Origin of the sequence: Gemella haemolysans (assembly GCF_028308085.1) — a bacterium.
Lineage (GTDB): Bacteria > Bacillota > Bacilli > Staphylococcales > Gemellaceae > Gemella > Gemella haemolysans_D.
This window is the reverse complement of record NZ_JAQMFS010000075.1, coordinates 35177-54040: the sequence shown is the minus strand read 5'-3', so window position 1 is coordinate 54040 and position 18864 is coordinate 35177. Positions and strand designations below refer to the sequence as shown.

General features: G+C 29.7%; 14 protein-coding genes. 3 read left to right on the top strand and 11 right to left on the bottom strand.

Annotated elements, in window-relative coordinates:
* Positions 1-5 precede the first annotated feature (5 nt).
* From PNO30_RS06350 to PNO30_RS06330, 5 genes are all read right to left on the bottom strand, one after another.
* Positions 6-998 carry a DHH family phosphoesterase gene (locus tag PNO30_RS06350; RefSeq protein ID WP_271965398.1) on the bottom strand — a complete coding sequence of 331 codons (993 nt, stop codon included), beginning with the start codon at positions 996-998 and terminating at the stop codon, positions 6-8.
* A gap of 16 nt (positions 999-1014) precedes the next feature.
* Positions 1015-2322: a DRTGG domain-containing protein gene (locus PNO30_RS06345; RefSeq protein ID WP_271965397.1), complete on the bottom strand. Its 1308-nt coding sequence runs from the start codon at positions 2320-2322 to the stop codon at positions 1015-1017.
* A 270-nt stretch (positions 2323-2592) separates the two neighbouring features.
* Positions 2593-3975, bottom strand: coding sequence for a bifunctional UDP-N-acetylglucosamine diphosphorylase/glucosamine-1-phosphate N-acetyltransferase GlmU (gene glmU, locus PNO30_RS06340; RefSeq protein ID WP_003146649.1), 1383 nt, complete (start codon positions 3973-3975; stop codon positions 2593-2595).
* Positions 3968-4822 carry a pur operon repressor gene (gene purR, locus PNO30_RS06335; RefSeq protein ID WP_271987578.1) on the bottom strand — a complete coding sequence of 285 codons (855 nt, stop codon included), beginning with the start codon at positions 4820-4822 and terminating at the stop codon, positions 3968-3970. Before purR ends, glmU begins: the two co-directional genes overlap by 8 nt.
* 215 nt (positions 4823-5037) lie before the next feature.
* Complete coding sequence (locus PNO30_RS06330) at positions 5038-6339, bottom strand: hemolysin family protein (protein ID WP_271965394.1); 1302 nt, start codon at positions 6337-6339, stop codon at positions 5038-5040.
* Between the two features lie 200 nt (positions 6340-6539).
* Here PNO30_RS06330 and PNO30_RS06325 point away from each other — a divergent pair, with 200 nt between their 5' ends.
* Positions 6540-7463, top strand: coding sequence for an alpha/beta fold hydrolase (locus PNO30_RS06325; protein ID WP_271987577.1), 924 nt, complete (start codon positions 6540-6542; stop codon positions 7461-7463).
* Between the two features lie 12 nt (positions 7464-7475).
* Positions 7476-8303: an acetylxylan esterase gene (locus PNO30_RS06320; RefSeq protein WP_271987576.1), complete on the top strand. Its 828-nt coding sequence runs from the start codon at positions 7476-7478 to the stop codon at positions 8301-8303.
* A 52-nt stretch (positions 8304-8355) separates the two neighbouring features.
* On the opposite strand, the gene PNO30_RS06315 is transcribed toward PNO30_RS06320, so the two are convergent.
* The 4 genes from PNO30_RS06315 to PNO30_RS06300 all read right to left on the bottom strand — a co-directional run bounded on the left by PNO30_RS06315 (position 8356) and on the right by PNO30_RS06300 (position 14825).
* Positions 8356-9615 (bottom strand): Glu/Leu/Phe/Val family dehydrogenase, encoded by a 1260-nt coding sequence (locus tag PNO30_RS06315; RefSeq protein WP_271987575.1) that lies wholly within the window; start codon positions 9613-9615, stop codon positions 8356-8358.
* Positions 9616-9877: 262 nt separating this feature from the next.
* Positions 9878-12517 (bottom strand): DNA polymerase I, encoded by a 2640-nt coding sequence (polA, locus tag PNO30_RS06310; protein WP_271987574.1) that lies wholly within the window; start codon positions 12515-12517, stop codon positions 9878-9880.
* A gap of 163 nt (positions 12518-12680) precedes the next feature.
* Positions 12681-13883, bottom strand: coding sequence for a glycosyltransferase family 4 protein (locus PNO30_RS06305; RefSeq protein WP_271987573.1), 1203 nt, complete (start codon positions 13881-13883; stop codon positions 12681-12683).
* Between the two features lie 213 nt (positions 13884-14096).
* Positions 14097-14825 carry a rhodanese-like domain-containing protein gene (locus PNO30_RS06300; RefSeq protein WP_271987572.1) on the bottom strand — a complete coding sequence of 243 codons (729 nt, stop codon included), beginning with the start codon at positions 14823-14825 and terminating at the stop codon, positions 14097-14099.
* 148 nt (positions 14826-14973) lie between these two features.
* On the opposite strand from PNO30_RS06300, the gene PNO30_RS06295 reads away from it, so the two are divergent.
* Positions 14974-16497: a ClC family H(+)/Cl(-) exchange transporter gene (locus PNO30_RS06295; RefSeq protein ID WP_271964592.1), complete on the top strand. Its 1524-nt coding sequence runs from the start codon at positions 14974-14976 to the stop codon at positions 16495-16497.
* Positions 16498-16639: 142 nt separating this feature from the next.
* Here PNO30_RS06295 and PNO30_RS06290 read toward each other — a convergent pair whose 3' ends face one another.
* Both PNO30_RS06290 and PNO30_RS06285 read right to left on the bottom strand, forming a co-directional pair.
* Entirely contained in the window at positions 16640-17437 is a 798-nt protein-coding gene (locus tag PNO30_RS06290; protein ID WP_271987571.1) for a Cof-type HAD-IIB family hydrolase, read from the bottom strand.
* 2 nt (positions 17438-17439) lie between these two features.
* Positions 17440-18444 (bottom strand): LacI family DNA-binding transcriptional regulator, encoded by a 1005-nt coding sequence (locus PNO30_RS06285; protein WP_271987570.1) that lies wholly within the window; start codon positions 18442-18444, stop codon positions 17440-17442.
* Positions 18445-18864: the final 420 nt, after the last annotated feature.

The window sequence follows — 18864 nt, the reverse complement described above, 5'->3', positions numbered from 1 at the left end:
TCACACTAATTTTCCAATTTAATATTATTCTCAACAAGGTAATCTCTAACTACTCTTGCCATATCATCTAATAGATCATCTAATTCTTCCCAGTTTTTGACTGTTGCACCACTTGCTAATGGATGTCCACCACCAGCATATTTTTCTGCTAGACTATTTATAACTGGACCTTTAGAACGAAGACGAACACGTACTTTATTTCCTTCATCTATTGCAAAGCACCATGCATATAAACCTTTCAAGCTTCTAAGTAAGTTTACTCCTGTTGAAACTTCACCTGGATCAACACCGTATTTATCCATATCTTCTTTTGTAATTTTTAAATACGCAACTCCGTCTTGATAAACATCATAATTTTCAAAAATAAATGCTCTAAAGCGCATAATATTTTCACTGATAATTTCCATTTTATCTAATAATGCGCTCATATTGAAATCATACTTTATAAGTTCTGAAGCAACTTTTAGAGTATTATTTGAAGTATTCGGGAATAAAAATCTACCAGTATCTCCCACGATACCAAGATATAATAATTTTGCCGCTTCATCATTCAATTTTACATTATATTTTTCATTTAAATATGTATAAAAATTATATATTAATTCACTACAAGATGATACCTCTGTATCAACTAAATTAATACTTCCATAATTATCTAATGGTGGATGATGGTCAATTTTAATTAAGAAGTTATTTTTAGTAAATAACTTCCCATCAATTCTTGGAAAATTAGCCGTATCTGTTACAATAACTAAAGCATCTTTATAGTCTTCTTCTGTTACTTCTGAGTTTTTGAACAAGAAGTCTAATGAAGGAGAATCCTTACCTACAGTTATTAGAGTTTTTTCTGGAAAGTTTTCTTTAATAATTTGATACATCGCCCCTTGAGAGCCATATGCATCTGGATCTGGTCTCTCATGTCTATGAATTATAATTTTATCATTTTCTTTAATCTTTTGAAAAATTTCCTCATATAAATTTTCGTAGTTTGTAGTCATTTAATTTCTTCTTTCTCTAATTTCTTTGGAATACTTGACAAGTTACCATAGCTTTTGCTACTAATTCTGTCTTATCATAAACTTCAACATCAAATTTAGCTGTTTTACGACCTATATCCAAAATGTTTACTTTTGTTGTTATTGTTCTATCTAATGGCACAGATTTTAAGAAATAAAGTGTAGTATTTTGCATAAGAACTTCACTTCTATTGTAGTTGTAACTTGTAATATGAATAGATTCATCAATAATACTTAGTAAAGCTGAACTAGAGAATGTACCAAATTGATCTAACATTTGTGGAATAACTTTAACCTGTAGTCCATCCGCTCTAGGAACAATTCCTTTACGCATAATTTCATCAAATGTATCATTGTTATGACCTTCTTGGAATCTATTATTTGTTAATAATGAGTTTATAACTATTTTTCTAGTAACCACACCAAGTAGCGTATTTTTCGCATCAATAACAGGCATTAATTCATAACCTTCTGATAACATAGTATTAGCTACAGAAGAAATAGGTGTTTCTAAAGTTGTAGTTGCTACTTTTCTTTCCATTACTTCTTTTATAAGCGAATCTTTTTCTTGTAAGAAAACGTCACGAGCTGTAACAATACCAACTAATTTACCATATTCATTTATTACTGGGTATCTAGTATGACCTACTTTTAATTGTAAATCATACCAATCTTTTACAGTATCATTTAGATTTATTGTATATAGATTTTCTACTTTCATATAAATACTTTCAACAGTAATTATATCTCTCTTAATTATTTGGTCATTAGTTACACGGTTTATTAAATGAGTTACTGAAAAAGTATCATGTGGAGTAATAATTAAAGGTAAATTTTTACTATCAGCAAGTGCTTTAATAGAATCGTTTGGCACATATCCACCTGTTACTAAAATAGCACAACCTTTCTCCAGTGACATTTCAATAATTTTTGGACGATTTCCTATTATTAACAATGTTCCTTTGCGTATGTGTTGTCCTACTTGTTCAGAATCCATTGCCCCAATTGCGAAGTCTTGCACTATTTCATGAACTCCACCACGTCCTGCGATTAATTGTCCACTTACTATATTTACAATCTCTGAATATGATAATTTTTCTACATTATCACGTTCTTTTTTCTGAATTCTCACTGTACCGACACGTTCTATCGATGATACAAAACCACGATTTTCAGATTCTTTTATAGCTCGATATGCTGTTCCTTCACTAACTTTCAGTTCTTTAGCTACTTGACGTACAGAAATCTTGCTACCAATTGGTAAGCTCTTTATATATTCTAATATTTTTTGGTGTTTTGATTTCATAATGATTCCTCCTTATATTTTTATTATAATACAAATATTTTATTTGTAACACATTCTATACATATGTAATTATATACTTTTTATAGAACTATTTCAAGATGAAAGAGGACGAAAAATAACTAATTTTACTTATTTCTCATCCTCTTTTATATTATTTACGTATATTTTCAACTTTGAAAAATATATTGAATATTTTTGAAAAATTTAGTGATACAGTTTATTTTCCATATTTTTACTATAACACCATTTAAATTGTATCATATTAATATTTTACGATTTTCTACCCGCAGGCATTTTTTTAGCATAACCTTCTTTGTTCTCTTGTTTCACTCGAGCAATTACTAAAGCATCCGAAGGTGCATTCTCTGTAACAGTAGTTCCTGCAGCAACCACAGCACCATCACCTATTTCTAAAGGAGCTATTAAGTTTGAGTTACACCCTATAAATGCATCGCTTCCTATTTTTGTTCTATATTTATTTTTACCATCGTAGTTTACAGTAATTGTTCCACAACCAATGTTTGTATTGCTTCCTACTTCAGTATCACCTAAGTAACTTAAATGAGCTGTTTTAGATCCATCACCATAAGTAGTATTTTTTAACTCTACAAAGTTACCAACTCTTACGTGTTGACCTAATTCGCAATTATTTCTAATGTGAGAATATGGACCAACGCTAGTATAATCTCCAATTTTTGAATCACTAATAGTTGAAGATAAAACTTTTACTCCATTTCCTATCTGTGCGTTTTCTAAGTATGAATTAGGTTTGATTTGACAGTCTTCTCCAATTACAGTATTAGATTTAATTGTAACGTTTGGATAAATTGTTGTATCACGACCAATTACAGCATTAGGTGCAATATATGTATTTGTAGGATCTACTAGAGTAACTCCCGCTAACATATGTTTAGTATTAATTCTATTTCTCATAACATTTTCAGCATAAGCTAACGCTACTCTATCGTTTACACCAAATGTTTCATCGAAATCGTCACATAAATATGTTTCAATAATTTCTTTTTGTTCACGGATTAATGCTAGTACATCAGGAAGATAATACTCACCTTGATTATTATCATTCTTAACTTTTTCTAACATTTCAAATAATAATTTATTATCAAAGCAATAAATTCCTGAGTTAATTTCTTTTATTTTTTTCTCTTGTTCTGTTGCATCTTTTTCTTCAACAATTTTCACTAATTTCCCATTCACATCACGAATAATACGACCATAAGCAAATGGATCATCAGCTATTGCTGTTAATACAGTTGCTTTTGCATTTGTATTTTCATGGTGATCTAGCATACTATTAATAGTCTCTGGACGAATTAGAGGAGTATCTCCGTACATTACAATAGTTGTACCCTCTTTATCTTTTAATTCATCTTTGGCTACTTTTACAGCATGAGCAGTTCCTAATTGTTCTGCTTGTAAAACAAATTTTGTTCTATCTCCTAGCACCTCTTTAACTCGTTCCGCACCATGACCAACTACAGTTATCACCTCTTGCATTTCTAAATCATTAAGACTATCCAATACAAGTTCTACCATAGTTCTATCACAAACTTTATGCAATACTTTATATAGTTTTGATTGCATTCTAGTTCCTTTTCCAGCTGCAAGAATTACTGCATATCTATTATTACTCATTTTCAACATCCTCTTTTTCTACTTGTCTTAATTTTTCAATAACATTCCCTAATTTCACATCGAAAGTTCCATTAAATTCGTCAATATTTTCAATTTTTGAAAGGTATAAGTAATCATCTTCATGTTCTCTTGGCGAATCAAAACACTGTGTGATTATTACTTTACCAACAACATTAACATCAAACTCATTCATAAGACTTTCCATACCTGTAAGGACTCCTCCTCCACGCATAAAGTCATCAACTAATAGCACTTTTGATCCAGTATTTAAACTTCGTTTAGATAAAATCATTGTTTCTATTTTCTTGGTAGATCCTGAAACATAATTTATCGCAACAGTAGTTCCTTCTGTAACCTTATTATCTCTTCTTATGATAATTACAGGTTTATTTAATATTGAAGCTATGGCATAAGCTACTGGAATACCTTTTGTCGCAACAGTTACCACTGCGTCCACTTCTTTATTTTTATAGACAGTAGCGACTACTCGTCCTAACTTATTCATCAGACTAGGATCACCTATTATGTCCGACATAAAAATATATCCACCTGCTAATAAACGATTTCCATCATTAATCTTATCAAGAAAACTATTTAGAATTTCTTTAGCATCTTCTTCTACTAAAGTCGGTGTAAAGATAACACCTCCACTTACTCCTGCTAAAGTTTTAACTTCTCCAATATTTTCTTCTTTGAAACCATTTTTTATTATATGTATATCCTCACTTATTGAAGATTTGGCTTGATTAAACTTTGAAACGAAATACGTTAATGGAATTAATTTATTTGGATTATTTAATAAATACTCCGTCATCACTACTATTCTTTCACTTCTCTTTAACTTCATCTTATACTCCTTACATTGTATAAACGGCAACTTTACCATAGATTATACAATCAATATATTTTATTCGTATATTATATGTATATAATACCACTATTGTTCGGAATAGTAAAGGGTATACAAGAATTTTTAAGTTGATTTTAATAAACTAAACTTTTTATCACATCACCAATAATAAAGAGAAGATAGCTTTATTAAACTATCTTCTCTTTTTCTATTTATTTTTCTTTCCAAACTTCTAAAGTTCGTATTTGATTTTCTTCTACTTTTCTTACAACAAAAGTCAATTTATCAATAGAATACACAGCTCCTACTTTTGCTTCATATTTTTCTAAATAAATATACGCACCTATTGTATCAACTTCCTCATGTGGTAGGTGAGCATGGAATAATGCATTGACATCTTGGATTGGTACCCATCCATCAATTAAATAATGTCCATTTTTTAATTTTTTAACTAAACTTTGCTCATCTTCATCGAATTCATCTCGAATTTCACCAGTAATTTCTTCTACTATATCCTCTAGTGTAACTACTCCACTAGTTCCACCATATTCATCAGTAATAACAATCATATGCTCTCTATTTTGCTTAATAGTTGCTAATACTTGAGAAATCGGTGTATGTTCAAATATTTTAATTGCTGGTGTTATATACTCTTCTAAATCTTTAGTGTTCACTAGCGGTTTATCAGCAAATAACAGCTTTTTAACATTTAAAATACCAAGAATTTTGTCTTTATCCCCATCTTCAATTACTGGATATCTAGTGTATTCTTCTTGTTTTAATTGTCTCATGATAATTCCTAGAGAGTCACTCATATCTATTGCTTCAACCTCTGTTCTAGGTGTCATAATTTCCTTAGCAATTTTATTATCAAATTCAAACACTCTTTCTACATAACGATACTCTACATCATTTATCTGTCCATGAGCTCTTGAAGATTTCATTATCGTTCTCAATTCTTGTTCACTGTGAATATCATCGTGTTCAGATGCTGGTTCATATCCAAACATTTTTGCTATAACATTCGCTAATGAATTAAGTAGCCATACTAACGGACGCATTACTTTATCAAACATATACATTGGCCAAGCAACTCGCAGACAAGTTGTTTCTGCAGATTGAATTGCTATAGTTTTAGGAACCAATTCCCCTAAAACTACGTGTAATAACGTCATAAATCCAAATGACACTACTAACGATATTGTATGTGTTAGCGCCTCATTCAAATGTAGCAACTCAAATATAGGATTGAATAATGAGTGGAAAGTCGCTTCCCCTATCCAACCTAGTCCTAAAGAAACGATTGTTATACCTAGTTGTGTGGCAGATAAATAATGATCCAATTGCTCAACCATTACTGCCAAAATTTTTGCTGTTTTATTTCCAGATTCAACTAATTCATTTACCCTTGTAGGTCTAAGCTTAACAAGTGCAAATTCAAACATTACAAATATTGCCGAAGCAATAAGTAATAATATAATTATTAATATTTTAATTAAGATACTGAGATCCATATGGTTTTAATTTAACCTCTTTCCTTATTTTTTAATCATTAATAAATAATTTTACTACATATAAACTTTTTTTTCAATTATTATACTACCCATAAGTTCTATCACTATTTCTAATTTATAAATAATTCTTATTAATGGATATTTCATCTTTCAGGTGATACTATATTAAGTAATTGAGAACGCTAAAACGGGAGATTACTATGAGCAATGAGATAGAATTCAAAAACTTTTGGTCTAAAAAAATAAACTACATAAATAATATTCAAATTTATTATAATATAGAGCAGACCAAGTTTTCGAAATTTGAAAATATAGAATTTTATAACTTAACTTTTAATAGCTACGATAATTCAAAAATCTATGCTAAATACATAAAAAATATTAAATATAGAACTAAATATCCAGATAAACCCATCCCTATTCTATTTTATTTCCACGGATATCCCGCTTCGAGTAGAAACTGGTTAGAAAAATCTGCTTTCTCCTCTTTAGGGTATGATGTGGTTGCTATAGATTTTAGAAATCAAGGTGGTTTAAGTAAAGATAATGGAAGCTCCTCGCCTTCAGTGTTTGGTCACCTTACAGTAGGAATCGATGAGAGTATTGAAAATATGATATTTTATAAAAACATTTTAGATACTTTGTTACTTTCTAGAATTATTACATCTTTCGAAGGAGTTGATTCTAATAGTATTGTTACCTACGGTGCTTCTCAGGGTGGAGCATTTTCTATAATATTTGCTGCTTTAAATAAAAATGTAAAAAAATGTATAAGTCTATATCCTTTCCTTTCGAACTTCAAAGCTATCTATGAACTCGACAATAGAAATAATGCTTATGCAGAATTTACTCATCATGCACGCTGGTTTAACACAAAAGGAAGAAATACTAAAAACTTTTTAAATAATCTTTATTACATCGATACTATAAATTTTGCAAAACTTCTGAAATGTAATATATTATTCGGAATTTCTAATCTCGATGCTGATTGCCCTAGAGAAACTCAACAAAATATTTTTAATAATATAAAAAGTAATAAAAAAGTCTTAGTTTATAAAAAGTACTATCACGAGAATATTCCAAGCTTCAATAATGAAGTAGTTAACTTCTTACTAAATAAATAATGGGAGTATATAATGAAATTAGAAAAATATAGAAAACTAAATTATACAGAACAGTTATTGCATATTAATCATCCATTTGTTCAATATAAAACAATTAATTTTAAAGGAATAGACAGCTCTTATATTGAATTAGATATAGTCACTCCAAATACCAATATCAAGGGAGTGATTATCGACTTTCCTGAATTTAAAGTGAAAAATAAAGATTATTTAACATTAACTAAATATAGTATGTTAGACTATGCTATAGTATCTTTACATATTAGAGGCCAAGCTGGAAATAGTGAAAATAATATTCCTTGCTCTCATTTTCCATTTTTAGACAATAGTTCTGAATTTTCCTATTATAATTTAGTATTTCAGGATGCTCTTGATACTCTACAAATTATTGAATTATTATTTCCAAATAAAGATATATATGCGACTGGTGTTGGGCAAGGTGCTGCTATTTCCCTAGTATGTGCTAGTTATTACAATTCAATTAAGGAACTATTTATTTCTGATTGTTCTCTCTGTGATATAAAAAATACTTACATTAAAAATAAGAAAAATCCAATCTTTAGAAAAATATATAATTTTGAAATTGATTTCCCAGATAAAATAGACTATCTATATAAAACATTAGACTCAATCGACATACTTAATATTAGTATCTCTATCTCACAAAAAGTACATTATGGACTTTCATATCTAAGTCCTAAAACACCACATTGTGCACAATTAAAATTAATTGAATCACTAAAAAATATTGACATCCAGCATTACAAATTTCTAGATTATAAAAAAATATTCCAACATCAATTCGATGATTATATACTTGAAACACTCTCGAATAAATAAAAGATGAATCGACAGAAAACAGAATTCTGTCGATTCATTATTTTTAATACAATTAGCTTAATCTACCTTTTAACTTCATGTTTTTAACAATTTTCTCAATAGAATTTACATAAGCAGCTTTTCTCATTGGGATATCAAATCTTTCTTTCACTTCCCAAATGTCATTAAATGCTTTTGTCATAACTCTTGCTTGTTTTTCTACTACTTCTTCTTCAGTCCAGTAGTAACCTTGTAAATTTTGTACCCATTCAAAGTAAGATACAGTAACACCACCACTATTTGCAAGAATATCAGGAATTACAACCACACCTTTTTCTCGTAATACTTTATCACCTTCTAATGTAGCAGGACCATTAGCTCCTTCTGATATAATAGGCGCTTTAATTAAATCTGCTTCCTTAGCATCAATTGCATTTTCTAAAGCACATGGACAAAGAACATCTACATCTAAAGCCCAGAATTCGTCTAAAGTTAAACGTTTTGTATTTGGTAATTTATGGAATCTAACTTTATTATCTTTACACTCTTGAAGTTCAGCATATGATAAACCATCTTCACGATATACAGCATATTGAATTCCATCGTCATCACGTTCAGTTACAGCAACTACTTTAGCTCCAAAGTTTACAGCAGTTTTTACTGTATAGCTACCTACATTACCAAATCCTTGAACAGCGAACTTAGATCCTTGTGTAGATTTCCCTAGTTTTTCTAATGCTAATTTCGCAGCAAGAGCTACCCCATATCCAGTTGCTTGCGTTCTTCCTAATGATCCACCTAGTTCTAATGGTTTTCCTGTTAAAGTACCAATTCCTTGCTCACCGGTAAGAACGTTAAATTCATCAATCATCCAAGACATGATTTGACCATTTGTATTTACGTCTGGTGCTGGAACATCTTGTTTTTCACCTAAATATTTGTAAATTCCTCGAATATATCCTCTAGAAAGTCTTTCTAGTTCTCCTTTTGATAATTCTTTTGGATCTACAATAATACCACCTTTACCACCACCATATGGTAGATTAGCAACAGCACACTTGAACGTCATCCAAATAGACAACGCTTTAACTTCATCACCTGTTACAAGTGGGTGAAATCTTAAACCACCTTTTGTAGGTCCAATTGCATCGTTATGTTGTGAACGGAATCCTTTAAAGTATTTTACTTCACCGTTGTCCATTCTAACTGGAATAGATATTTCAAAGAATCTTTGTGGATCTTTTAGTGATTCATATACTTCTTCTTTGTACCCTAAAACTTCACAAGCACCTTTTATTTGTTCTCTTGCATTAACCAATGGATTGTTATTCATAATTACTACATCTCCTTAAATTGTTATTTTACACTTTTAATGTAATATCTTCTTAGTTAATTATATCAAATATAACATATTTTTGTAAACGTTTTTGTTCTCCGTTTTTCTTATTTATATCTTCAATTTCCAATGTGAATTTCTCATGAAAAAAACTAATGATAACAATATGTCTATCGTTATCACTAGCTTTTTATAACAATTTTTCTTTTTCAAAAAACTATATGGGGGAGCTTACTTTAAATTAATATAGTCTATCACTCTATTTCGCATCATACCATGAAGACCCACTACTCGCTTCTGCTTTAAGCTGAACATCTAAATTAGCCGCTTCTTCCATAATTTTAATCATTTCTTTTGTAAACTCTTCTTCTATATCTTTATTTACATCGAAGATCAATTCATCATGTACTTGTAATAATAATTTTGCATCTACATTTGTTTTTTCTAGATACTTAAATACATTAACCATAGCTATCTTGATAATATCTGCAGCAGTACCTTGAATCGGTGAATTCATCGCAATACGTGCATTTAGATTAGCTACAATCTTATTTTTGGCATTAATATCCGGTAATGCTCTTCTTCTATTAAATAATGTTTCTACATAACCGTGTTCTTTTGCAAAATCTACAATATCACTCATATATTTATCAACACCTTTAAATGTTTCTAAATATTTATCGATAAATTCTTTAGCGCGTTTTCTAGTAATGCCTAGATTATTAGATAAACCAAAATCAGAAATTCCATAAACAATACCAAAGTTAACAGCTTTAGCTTCTCGACGCATTGAAGATGTTACTTCATCAAGGCTTACTCCATTAACATCACTAGCTGTTTTAGTATGAATATCCACATCATGCTTAAATGCATCTATCATTCCTGCATCTTGAGCAATATGAGCTAATACTCGAAGCTCTATTTGAGAATAGTCAATAGATAATATTACTCTATCATCAGAAGCTGGAACAAATGCTTTTCTAATTTTTTTACCTTCTTCGATTCTTGTAGGAATATTTTGAAGATTTGGATTAACTGAAGATAAGCGTCCTGTTTGAGCTAATGTTTGCTCATAACGTGTATGGATTTTCCCTTCACGAGTAATATCTTTCACTAACCCTTTTGCATAAGTTGAGTTCAGCTTTGTAATGGTTCTATATTCCATAATTAATGGAATAATCTCATGACTATGTTGAAGTTGTTCTAACACTTCTACAGCTGTAGAATATCCAGTCTTTGTTTTCTTAATTGGTGGTAAACCTAAATCTTCAAATAACACAACACCTAGCTGTTTAGGTGAAGCAATATTAAATTCAGAACCAGCTAAAGTATAAATACTAGATTCCAATGATTTAATTCTCTCGTCAAACTCAGCACTCATTTCCTCAAGAGCTTTCTTACTAACATGTATTCCTTCAAATTCCATATTAGCTAATACTTTAGCAACTTTAATCTCTATGTCTTTATATAAATCCATCATATTCTCTTCAGCGAGTTTTTCTTCCAGCAATGATTTCATAAGTGAAATACTCTCTGCAATTTCTGCAATATACGGATTAATAACTTCTTGAGGTGGTAAAGTGCGTTTAGTCCCCTTACCATAAATTTCTTCATCACTACTTATTATTTTTCCTAGATAGTTAAAGACGATTTTATCAATTTCAGTTTTTGCATTCACATCGATCAGATAAGATACAATTTTCACATCGAAAACTTCTCCGTTAATATCCACACCGTTTCTCTTCGCTATAAATAAAATCTTTTTGAAGTCATATACTGTTTTAAGCAATTCACTTTGAAGATATTCTACTACAAATTCATTAGTGAAAAATTGTTCTTCGCTAAATATATAAGCATCTCCTTCTCTATAAACTACTATTCCTACTACATCTGAATTATGATAGTCCTCTGTATAACACTCTACATGTAGAGCACTATCGGTAAAATCTATTTTCGTATTTTTATCTGCTAAAATAATATTAATTTCTTTTTTAGGAGTAACTGTTTCTTCATTAGTTACCTCTACATCTTCAGTAGAATTTTCTTGTGATAATTTTCTTAAAAATGAAACAAATTCAAGTTTTTCAAACAACTCTCTTTTAAGCTCTATATTCTCACTATAAGTTAAATCTTCTAACTTATTGTCAACTTGAACTTCTGTATAAATAGTTGCTAATTTTTTGCTTAACAGGGCATCTTCTCGACCTTCTGTTAGACGTTCTTTAAGTTTTTTACCACTAATATTATCAATATTTTCTAATACATTCTCTACAGTTTTATATTCGGTTAATAATTTTATGGCAGTTTTTTCACCTACTCCAGCAATCCCTGGGATATTATCGCTCTTATCTCCCATAAGACCTTTCATGTCAACGATCTGTTCAGGGGTTAATCCGTATTTTTCAGCAATAAATTCTGGCGTGTAATAATCTATATCAGTAACTCCACGTTTAGTATAATAGATTGTTATATTCTTACTAGCAAGTTGAGTTAAGTCCTTATCTCCAGTTACTATTATAACTTCCAAGCCTTCTTTTTCGGCAATTTTAGCGTAACTACCGATAATATCATCCGCTTCATAATCAAAGTGTTCTTCATACTTTATTCCATATGAATCCAGAAGTTCTCTAACATAACCGAATTGCTCTACTAACTCACTAGGAGTTTTATCCCTAGTACCTTTGTACGCTTCATAACTTTGGTGTCTGAAAGTTTGTTTTCCTTTATCAAAGGCAACTAATGCATACTTTGGATTAGTATCCGCTAATATTTTTTCTAACATCAATGTAAATCCATAAACACTATTAGTATATAGCCCTTTTTTATTTTTTAAAGCTGGCATAGCATAAAAAGCACGATAACTTAAGCTATTCCCATCTATTAACATTATCTTATCCATTTAAATCTCCTAATTTTAATTCTAGAAATTATAAAGAGGTACGAAACAAAAATCACATTTTTTAAAAAGTGATATTTGAGTCGCCCTCGTACTATACTTTATATATCACTATTTTTTATAAATTTCTCTTTGTACTTCTACATATATCTTCTAATTATTGATTTTACAACAATTTATAAATTGTTTCTATCTTTTTCTTCCAAGAATGTCGCTCAATTTCTTCAAGTAAATAAGCTGGAATCTCGCGCTCCTCTCTCGTTCTTTCTATCATAACTTCTAAAGATTCAACTAGTCTATTTATAAAAGCTGGCTTTTCTTCTTCGACCGCTTTATCAGTATCATAAATAGTCGGCATTTTCACATACTCAATTATCTCAGAATTATTTATTTTTTCTCCAAGAAATTCTATAAGCCCTTCTATCTCAGTAGCGACTACTCTAAGTCCGCTTCCTAAGGCTTCAACCGCGATTAATCCCAATCCTTCAAAATAAGAAGGTAATACAAATATATCTTTATGACGCATAATCTCACCTAGATGAACTTGATCAACCGCATTATAAATTCTTATTCTCTTAGAATCACCAACTAGAGACTCAACTCTAGGTCTATCTTCATCTTTCAAATTCCCTATTAATTCTAATTCTACTTTAGTGTCTTTTTTCTCTAATAATCTAAAAGCTTTAATTAATTCATAAAAACCTTTTGACTCATCAAATTTTCCTGCATATAAAATTTTCACATTATCATGTTTTTCATATTTTTCTGCAGGATAAAAGATTTTTTCATTATATCCCGCACCAATATTCACAATTTTTTCTACAGGATAATTATAAATATTAGCTATTCCATCTATAACACCACTGCTTAATGCCAATATCTTATCTAACTTCCCAAGACTTTTTACATACTTGTCTTTCATTACATGATTTTTCTCAGCTTGTCTTATATCTGTATTGTGACATATTCCTATAATTTTTTCATTTTCAAAAACATCACAAACCATAGAACTCAAAATCCATAAATGATGTGTGATTACAACATCTGGTTTAAATGTTTCTTTAGCTTGAATCAATTTTTTACGAAAAGCCTTTTGCCAAGATTCAATCATTTCATCTGTCATATTTTTATATAGTGTATTATCATACGGCATAATATCACTCATTCCAACAATCGGAAAACTGATATCTTTCCCTTGAAATTCAACTTCAAATTTTTCGTCTACAAAGTTAAAATTATACTCTGGTGTCGTAGCATAAATAGCAGCTTGCTCTACGTTAAATCCCTTTAATCCATCTATAACATTAGTAAAATATACACCACTTCCTGTTTTTATCGGAAGTTGAGCTAACACATGTAAAATCCTCATATTTTTATCCTCTATTTCATATTTTCCATCATCTCTATTATAACCTAATTTGTGTATTTTTTATAGTAAACGCATTAAATTAATATAATAGAACACAAAAATAAAGAGTAACTCATAAAATAAGATTATTTAAAAATCTATTTTATCTAGTTACTCTCAAATTTGATTGAAAATCATTATAAACGATAACCTATCGTTTTTAAAATTCTATCCTCAAGCACTGCAAGTCGCAGCTTCTTTTTCATCTTGACTTTCGATATAATCATTTTTGTTATAAAATGCATTTCTATAACTAGCAGTACTAAACGGTTCAACTAAATTAATAATTGTATATCCATCTAAACCAAGTTTCTTACATACCGCTTTACTTGACTCAGGTTTTTCACTATAAACAAAAATTTCTGAAGATTTATCTAATCTATCTAATACACTATCTATTTCCTCAGGTGAAACTTTAATTTCTTCATCACTTAACACTTCAGAACCAAGGTTTAATAATTGTTTATTTTTACTTACTGAGATTCGATATTTGAATTCTGATAATAAAGCATTGCTATAGATAGCTTTTCCATAGTCATATTGTTTTATACCATCACCAATATGAAGTTTTGTGAATCCACGTTCTCTAAGCAACTTCTCAGTAGCACGTGATGTTACATCGACTACACAATATAAAATTATATCTTTATCCTTGTAGTCATCAAGCACATCGCTACCGTTTTTAAAAAGTTTAATCGGAAGATTCACGGCATTTATAGCGTGACCTCTTGCATATTCTTTTCGCCAACGAACGTCAACAACTAAAGCTTCTTCAAATGTTTTCTTCTCAACATCTGCTCCAGCAATTCTTCCTGGTTTTCCTTTTAGTAATTTAAGCCAAAATGCATATAATCCAGCTACAATAATTAATAATACAATTACTATAATTAAGAATATTTTCATTGCGTTTACTCCTTTCATCATATAATTATATTTTAGCATACATTTTGTATTTTTAATAATAAATTGTATAAATAAAATATTTTTTTGATTTTTTTAAAATTTAGGAGTAAAATGTTATTATACACCATTTTTAAGAAAGGAGATCTGGATGAAAATATCAAAAATTAGTAAAATTGAAAATAAAAATTTAAAAATTGAATCCTCTTTATTAATTGATGGAATTTTAGTAGGTTTAGCTGCTGGAATTGTCGGTGCTAGTTACAGACTTCTTATTGGTTATAGTGAAAAACTTGTTCACTATATGGCCGATTTCATTAAAACTGGGCTTATTTATAAAATAGGTCTTTTACTAATTCTAATCTTACTAGCCTTGTTTTCTGGTTTTCTATTAAAACGTGAACCGATGGCTAGTGGAAGTGGAATTCCTCAAGTCTCTGCTGAAATTACCGGTAGATTAAATTCAAATCCATTACGAGTTCTAATTTATAAAATAACTGGTGGATTAACGGCAAGTCTCGGTGGTTTATCACTTGGACGCGAAGGTCCCTCTATTCAACTAGGTGCAATGAGTGGAAAACTTGTCTCTAGAATACTAAAAAAGGATAGCGTAAAAGAAAAGTATCTTATTACTTGTGGTGCTAGTGCAGGTCTATCCATCGCCTTTGGAGCTCCACTTGCTGGTGTTTTATTTTCTATAGAAGAAGTACATAAGCAAATAACTAAAAAAATCGTTATCTGTTGTTTCAGTGCTGCTGTAATAGCAAATATAGTTGGTCAGTATATTTTTGGACTTACTGCTATTTTCAAATTTCCTGAAATCCCCTATGTTGAAGTAAGTATTTATCCTTGGGTTGTTTTATTAGGAATTCTATTAGGAATATTTGGGACATTTTATAATGTTACTATAAAAATACTTTTTAAAATTTATGAATATTTTAGATTAAATATAGTATTTAGACCTCAAGTAGCATTTATAATTTCATTCGGATTATTTATTTTTTATCCAATAGTGCTTGGTAGCGGTCATAGTTTAGTAGAATTTCTGATAGAGAATAAATTTAGCTTTATGTTTTTATTAACCTTATACTTCATAAAAACTTTATTTTCACTTATTTCTTTCACATCAGGAGTCGCAGGCGGTATATTCTTACCTATCTTAATACAAGGTGCTGTACTCGGAACATTGTTTAGCAACTTTTTTGATGCTAAATATACTGCATTATTTGTAATACTATCTATGTCAGGTTACTTAACTGCAATTGTACGAAGTCCTATTACTTCAATAATTTTATTATTTGAAATGACACAAAAACTAAATTATTTCCTGCCGATCGCACTATGCTGCTTATTTGCATATATCACTGCAAATATACTTGGAACAAAACCGGTTTACGAATATTTACTTGATCGAATTTTAACTAGTAATAAACTAGGAGACAATGAACTTGAAATGGAAGTAGAAATTCTAACTACTATATCAAATGATAGTACATTAATAGGAAAAGAAATTCGTGAAATCGATTGGACAAAAGGAGTACTTGTTTCTCATATCGAACGTTCTGGTCGAGAAATAGTACCAAAAGGAAGTACAATTCTAGAAGCAAATGATAAACTTACCGTCATTATGCCAAAAGAATGTGTCAATCTATTTTTAAAACAATTTGGTGAATAAAAAACAGGCTCACTAAAAATCCCAAAATTCAAAATAATTTTTATGATAACTCATAAATGCAGTGGTTTATCAATATCTAATAAACTTTAAGGGAGTGACTCGATAAAATAACAATTTTGCCGAGTCACTCCCGTTTTTATCCTTATAATACATTAAAATGTTTTAGAGCATGAGTAATTCCATCATCATCTACACTAGTTGTAATGTAATCCGCTATTTCTTTAACATTATCACCTGCATTTTCCATTGCTACACCAATTCCAGCATGTTTTAACATATCTATATCATTTCCACCATCACCAAAAGCCATAGTTTCTTCTAATTTAATACCGAAATGAGAAATAATCGCATCAATCCCAGTATTTTTTCCACCATCTTTTGGAATAACATCTGTAAAATGAGTTGTCCAACGGGCTGCTTTTGAATTAGGCATATAAGCTAAGAATCCTGCTTCTTCCTCTTCAGAGACAAATACATTAAGTTGATATATTTTTTCACTAACAGCCTTATCGTAAGCTGATGGATCTTCTTTAAATCTTTCTGGATCACCTAATTCATCTTCCAACCATTTAACCCTCGGGTTTTTCAGATTCATGAAAGCTCCATCTAATAATGCAAAATCACAAGCTATATTATTCTCTTTAAAATAAGGAAGAACATTTTTTATATCATCTTTTGATAAAATCTTATCATTTAAAACTTCTCCAGATTCTAAATAGCAATACTGTCCATTTATTGTAATATACCCATCAAACTTAAAATCTAACAAATCATTTAAAAATGTCGTATGAAATGGTGCTCTTCCTGTAGCTATAAAAATTTTAATTCCTTTTTCTTTTAGCTTTCTTAAAGTATTTGCAGTGTTTTCCGGAATAGTTTTAGTTTTAAAACTTCTTATCGTTCCATCAATATCAAAAAAAATCGCTTTTATATTCATCATTCTTATTCTCCATATTTATTTAAATCAACTACACTATTTCTTGTTTTTAAATCATAACCTATTAATAGTTTCATAGCTGTCTCTTCTTTTTTTATAACATTAAGTAACATGCTGACTGTTTGCTTCGCTGCATCTTTTAAATCAAATTTTATAGTTGTTAATGGGGATTTTAATAAAGCAGATGAAGTATAATCTCCAAACGCAGCAACTGAATAATTTTCACCAACACTTAAACCTTCTTCTTCAAGAGCCTTCATGGCACCATAAGCTAGATTGTCAGTGGCACAAATTAAACAACTGTCATCTTTCAACTTTTCTATATTTTCTTTTACAACATCATATGCTTCTTTCATACCAAAACTACTAATAAGTATATTTTTAGGACTTAAACCATACTTTTCTAAAGTTCTTACTACTCCTAATTTCCTATAGTATCCTACAGCAATATCTTCCTCACTTACCCCTAAGTAAGCAATTTTCTTATGTCCATTAGCTAGAACATAATTGGTTAAATCCCTAGCAGCATTAAAATCATTATACTCAACACTATAAGTATATTCTCCTTCTTGCCCTAGCACTACAACAGGAACATCTACAGATTTTATTGTATCTTCATACGTTTTACTCATAGTTGTCGGTAATAAAATTATCCCATCTACGTTCATTCTTGCTAATTTCTTAATATATTCTAATTGTTTATTTTCATCAAAATTAGCATTCATTATTAATGTCTCATAATTATTTTCTTTTAATTCTTTATCTAGATATTTTAAAGTATTTCCACTTACAAAAGAGTGTAAACATGGTACTATTACACCAATAATTTTGCTATCCGTACTTTTTAATGCCTTAGCAAAAGTATTCGGTGTATAATTGTATTTATCAACTATTTCTTTAATTCTCTCATAAGTTTCTTTTTTTAAATTTCCACCATTAAAATATCTAGAGACAGTAGTAGTACCTACTCCAGCCATTTTTGCTATATCTACTATTGTCAATTTCCTCATAGATTACCTCCTTAAGTCACAACTTTAATTATATACGATTAGAGTAAATAAATAAAGAATTATATAAGAACAATTTCAGAAAATATGTTCTATTAATTTTTATTATTTCACTGAATACTACTACATAAAAAAATACACTCAAAAATACAATAATCAAATTATTCTAATACAATTTCACTAGAAGAAAACTTTATATTTCTTATAAGCATTGCTATGATAATAGTTATTTTTTCTAAAAATAATCTCCTAATTTCTACCATCGCATCTACAATGTTAAACTGTATCATTACAGAGTTGGAGGTTTTTGTTAACAGATCCACAAACACTATCAAACAAGCACTGAACAATACAAACATTTTTTTGAAAAATATTAAACAAAGCTCTTGAAATCCTTTTCCGAAAGTGGTATAGTGTACTTTG

What these genes read in the sequence shown, in the direction of transcription:
- PNO30_RS06350 (WP_271965398.1), bottom strand. Translation starts at nt 998, where the DNA reads ATGACTACAAACTACGAAAATTTATATGAGGAAATTTTTCAAAAGATT.
- PNO30_RS06345 (WP_271965397.1), bottom strand. Translation starts at nt 2,322, where the DNA reads ATGAAATCAAAACACCAAAAAATATTAGAATATATAAAGAGCTTACCA.
- glmU (WP_003146649.1), bottom strand. Translation starts at nt 3,975, where the DNA reads ATGAGTAATAATAGATATGCAGTAATTCTTGCAGCTGGAAAAGGAACT.
- purR (WP_271987578.1), bottom strand. Translation starts at nt 4,822, where the DNA reads ATGAAGTTAAAGAGAAGTGAAAGAATAGTAGTGATGACGGAGTATTTA.
- PNO30_RS06330 (WP_271965394.1), bottom strand. Translation starts at nt 6,339, where the DNA reads ATGGATCTCAGTATCTTAATTAAAATATTAATAATTATATTATTACTT.
- PNO30_RS06325 (WP_271987577.1), top strand. Translation starts at nt 6,540, where the DNA reads ATGAGCAATGAGATAGAATTCAAAAACTTTTGGTCTAAAAAAATAAAC.
- PNO30_RS06320 (WP_271987576.1), top strand. Translation starts at nt 7,476, where the DNA reads ATGAAATTAGAAAAATATAGAAAACTAAATTATACAGAACAGTTATTG.
- PNO30_RS06315 (WP_271987575.1), bottom strand. Translation starts at nt 9,615, where the DNA reads ATGAATAACAATCCATTGGTTAATGCAAGAGAACAAATAAAAGGTGCT.
- polA (WP_271987574.1), bottom strand. Translation starts at nt 12,517, where the DNA reads ATGGATAAGATAATGTTAATAGATGGGAATAGCTTAAGTTATCGTGCT.
- PNO30_RS06305 (WP_271987573.1), bottom strand. Translation starts at nt 13,883, where the DNA reads ATGAGGATTTTACATGTGTTAGCTCAACTTCCGATAAAAACAGGAAGT.
- PNO30_RS06300 (WP_271987572.1), bottom strand. Translation starts at nt 14,825, where the DNA reads ATGAAAATATTCTTAATTATAGTAATTGTATTATTAATTATTGTAGCT.
- PNO30_RS06295 (WP_271964592.1), top strand. Translation starts at nt 14,974, where the DNA reads ATGAAAATATCAAAAATTAGTAAAATTGAAAATAAAAATTTAAAAATT.
- PNO30_RS06290 (WP_271987571.1), bottom strand. Translation starts at nt 17,437, where the DNA reads ATGATGAATATAAAAGCGATTTTTTTTGATATTGATGGAACGATAAGA.
- PNO30_RS06285 (WP_271987570.1), bottom strand. Translation starts at nt 18,444, where the DNA reads ATGAGGAAATTGACAATAGTAGATATAGCAAAAATGGCTGGAGTAGGT.